This is a genomic window from Collinsella aerofaciens (assembly GCF_039752985.1).
GTDB lineage: Bacteria > Actinomycetota > Coriobacteriia > Coriobacteriales > Coriobacteriaceae > Collinsella > Collinsella aerofaciens_BT.
The window spans coordinates 1-3,721 of sequence record NZ_JBDMHA010000074.1; the positions used below are offsets into that span (position 1 = coordinate 1).

At 58.8% G+C, this 3,721-nt stretch carries 3 protein-coding genes and 1 pseudogene; 2 read left to right on the top strand and 2 right to left on the bottom strand.

The genetic code is table 11. From position 1 onward, the window contains the following. Nucleotides 1–231: 231 nt before the first annotated feature. Nucleotides 232–702 carry an IS200/IS605 family transposase gene (gene tnpA / locus ABHR76_RS08785; protein WP_117734320.1) on the top strand — a complete coding sequence of 157 codons (471 nt, stop codon included), beginning with the start codon at nt 232–234 and terminating at the stop codon, nt 700–702. Nucleotides 703–916: 214 nt separating this feature from the next. Here the strand turns inward: tnpA and ABHR76_RS08790 are convergent, their stop codons facing one another. Both ABHR76_RS08790 and ABHR76_RS08795 read right to left on the bottom strand, forming a co-directional pair. Continuing rightward, a complete protein-coding gene (locus ABHR76_RS08790) occupies nt 917–2,062 on the bottom strand; it encodes a bactofilin family protein (protein ID WP_346977410.1) in 1,146 nt (381 codons plus the stop codon). Nucleotides 2,063–2,168: 106 nt separating this feature from the next. Next, nucleotides 2,169–2,858: a trimeric intracellular cation channel family protein gene (locus ABHR76_RS08795; protein ID WP_346977412.1), complete on the bottom strand. Its 690-nt coding sequence runs from the start codon at nt 2,856–2,858 to the stop codon at nt 2,169–2,171. Nucleotides 2,859–3,162: 304 nt separating this feature from the next. Here ABHR76_RS08795 and ABHR76_RS08800 point away from each other — a divergent pair. Beyond that, nucleotides 3,163–3,721, top strand: a pseudogene (locus ABHR76_RS08800) (hypothetical protein); the annotation flags it as partial.

A 3,721-nucleotide genomic window follows, 5' to 3' on the forward strand; every position in this document is an offset into this window, starting at 1 on the left:
CGCCTTTAGACGCGAGCCCGGGGCCCGTGGGTTATACCCTAAGAGCAAACCACCCTTTTTAAGGGTGGTTCTGATTAAAGGCTTTAGCCTGTGCGGGGCGCGCAGCGCGCCGCATCAGAAACCACCCGCTATGCGGGTGGGGACAACCGGCTTTACAAAGCCGCCCCCTCGCCGGACACTTGCGATTGTTCAGGCCGCAAGGAATCCGAGTCGAGAGGGCGGTGGTGGCGTATGGCCCAGAAGGCCTACAGCCTGTCGCACACGAAGTGGATGTGCAAGTACCACGTCGTGTTCACGCCGAAGTATAGGCGCAAAGTCATCTACAACCAAATAAGGTCCGACCTTGGGGAGATCTTCAGGAAGCTCTGCCAGTACAAGGGGATAGAGATCATCGAGGGGCACCTGATGCCCGACCACGTCCACATGCTGCTGGCGATACCGCCGAAGTACAGCGTGTCGAGCGTGATGGGCTACCTGAAGGGGAAGAGCTCGCTGATGGTATTCGACAGGCACGCGAACATGAAGTACAAGTTCGGCAACAGGAAGTTCTGGGCCGAGGGCTACTACGTGTCCACCGTCGGCCTGAACGAGGCCACGATCGCGAAGTACATCCGGGAGCAGGAGAAGGCCGACATCGCGCTCGACCGGCTGAGCGTCAAGGAGTACGAGGACCCCTTCGATAGGGGGCCGGGGCGCAAATAGCGCCGGTTTGACCGGCCCGTCACGGGTCAACCTGCAGTGCGGCCCGAACCCCGTGAGGGCCGGCGCCTTTAGACGCGTGCCGGAAATCCAAGGGTTATACCCTAAGAGCAAACCACCCCTTTTAGGGGTGGTTTTGATTTGTTTGTTGTTGCAAAGTAACCTGACCCCTTTGCACCACCACAAAGGTGCCTGGCCCCTTTGTGGTGATCGGCTGCTAAGCGGTGGGAAGCTCTGGCGTGTTAGCCGGCTGCTGCGGCTTGAGGTGGGCGTTGTGCCAGATGATTTGGATGATGTAGCCGAGCATAAAGACAAAGGCCACGCCGCTGATGAAGCCGCCTACGAGGGGAAGCCCCGTGAGGGCGCCTGCGATTACGCCACCAGCGGCTGCCATGGCGTAGCGGTTCTGGCTGTGTCCGACCATGCGCGCGATCGCGCACCCTGCAAAGGCACTCGACACCAGCGCGATGCCAATAACACCGCACATGAGGGCTCCGGCAAGCGACAGACCAGCGATAGAGATAATTAGCAGTAGGACGGCGGGGACGATAGCAATCGTGCCCAGAAGACCGCTCACCCACAGGGGCATGGGGCGCTGGTGGAGCATACCGGCGGCGCTGGCAGTCGCACGCGGAAAGACGAGCTCGAGCAGCAGAGCGACAAAGCAGGTCGAGAGTGCCGCGGCGACGATACCGCCGATGACATCGTTAACGGTGGAAGTATCCTCGTTCTCGGTGCGGTCGATCTTGAGTGCGCCGACCTCGGCTCCCGCGGCGCGCTCGGGGTCCTCGGAGACGTGCGCGTTCACGGTGCCGGTGATATGGGCGTTCTTGCCCAGGATGAGCTTGTCGGCCCAAACCTCGACATCGCCCTCGACGGTGCCATCGATGGTCACCGTATCGCCCGCAAGCGCTGCCGACTTGGTGGAGCCGCGTAGGGCAACCGTCTCGCCTATCGCATAGAAACAGTTGGCGGTGCTGTCGGAATTGAGCACAACGTGCTGACCGACGACCGTGACGCTGCCATCAACCGTGGTCTTGGCGATATCGATAGTGCGTGCCGCCAAGCGGATGGCGCCGCCCACCGTGCAGTCGCGGATGGAGAGGCTCTCGCCTGCCGCAATTATGTCGCGGTCGATGGAGGCGTCATCCAAGTTGAGGGCCTGACCGGCCCAGTACAGGTCACCCTCAACGCCGGACGGATTGGCGTCATTGTCGGTCGCAAGTACGTTGCCTGCGGTGTCCGTGCCGGCGAACGACGCCGTGGGAAGCACGGTGATCGCCAGCGCGATGAGCGCGAATAGGATGGTGATGCGGCCCCATGCTTTACGGCGCTGGGTCAACGGGAATTGATTGCAGGGCATAGTGAATCCTTCGTTAGATACTCGGCATATATCTAACAGGGTACCCAACGCGTGGGCGCTCTAAAAGAACCTCTCGGTTGCATTTCGAAGGGTCGTGCCGTGCTGTCTACTTTTTACGGTGCAAGAAGCGCGCGATATCTTCTTCGGTGGGGCTTTTGATGTCAAAGCGCAGCGAGAGCCAGCGCAGACCCATGGTCACGACAACGCATACGACCAGCGCGGCGACATTGCTCATGATGCCGCTCATAACGAGACACACATAGCTTGTCGATCCGGCGATGGCGGCGATGGCATAAAAGTTAGTACGTTGGAAAATGCCCGGAACCACGCCCATAAAGCCGTCGCGCAACATGCCGCCGCCCACCGCGGTGAAAAAGCCCATCATGATGCACACCGCCGGCGCAAAGCCGTAGACCAGCGCCTTGTCTGCTCCAGTGGCGGCGTAGATGCCGACCGAGATGATGTCGAGCAGGGGAATGAGTTTTTCGGGTTTGTCGACGATTGCCGGGAAAATATAGATGATGGCTGCCGTGGCAATGGAAAGTGGCAGCGCCATCGGCTGGTTGAGGATGTAGACGTTGCCCACCTGCAGCGTCATATCGCGCAAAAGACCGCCGCCCAGACCGCAGACCACCGCGAGCGCGATCGCGCCCACCAGGTCGAGCTTGTGCTCGCGCGCAACCAGCACACCCGAGATCGATGCAGCGACAACAGCGAACATCTCGAGCCAAAACGGAATGGCGACCATGGCATCCGATGCATGTGAGGTAATGGTCATAGCGGCGACGACGGGCAAGATGGGGTCCTTTGGATTACGGATTTGGACAATGCCCGTACATAGTACATGTTCGGCGCCGATTGCGACCCTATTGCTCGGCAAACGGTCGGGACTGGGTGGGGGCATGGCGTTGCTGGAATGCCAGGGGTCCAGAACATGTACGTCACCCTCCAAAAACGACATTTTCCGACATCTTTGGAGGCTGACGTACATGTTTGGATTGAGCTCACAGCATGAGTGAGTTGATTTACTCACATCCGGTATATTTCCCCACTTCAACGGACATAAGAGTTGGATACCGGCTCAGAGCGAGAGGCCCTCAATGGATACCCCTGTTCTCATTTCGCATAAAACCGCATGGCTTGTCCATCATGCACCCCAGAATTTGGTTCAGTCTCTTGCGCGGCACGACTACCAGATAGGCGCACAAGGCATCTCCACCCAGCAACGTGTTGCGCGCATACGACAGGCCCTTACCGACTGCGGCATTCCGTCCGATATGCTTAAGACTATCGATATCGCGGTTGTATTCGAATTTGAGCGAATTCGTACCAAAGGCGTCGTTTGCCACATTCTTGGACAAAATCTTCCCTACGAGCATATTAACGAGTTGACGCCCGGAATCTTCATCACCGACGAAGCCTTCACCTTCGCGCTCGCTGCCGAGTGGATGGATAGGATCGAATATCTCGAATATGGCTATGAAGTTTGCGGCGATTATCGCATGAGGCTCAATCCCGCCGACCCTTATACCGAGCAACCAGCCACCACCTCCAAGGATGAAATAACCGAACTGCTCGATCGGCACCCCGGCAAACCCGGTGCCACACGTGCACGGCTTGCGCTCAGGCACATCTACGATCACTCGGCCTCGCCTATGG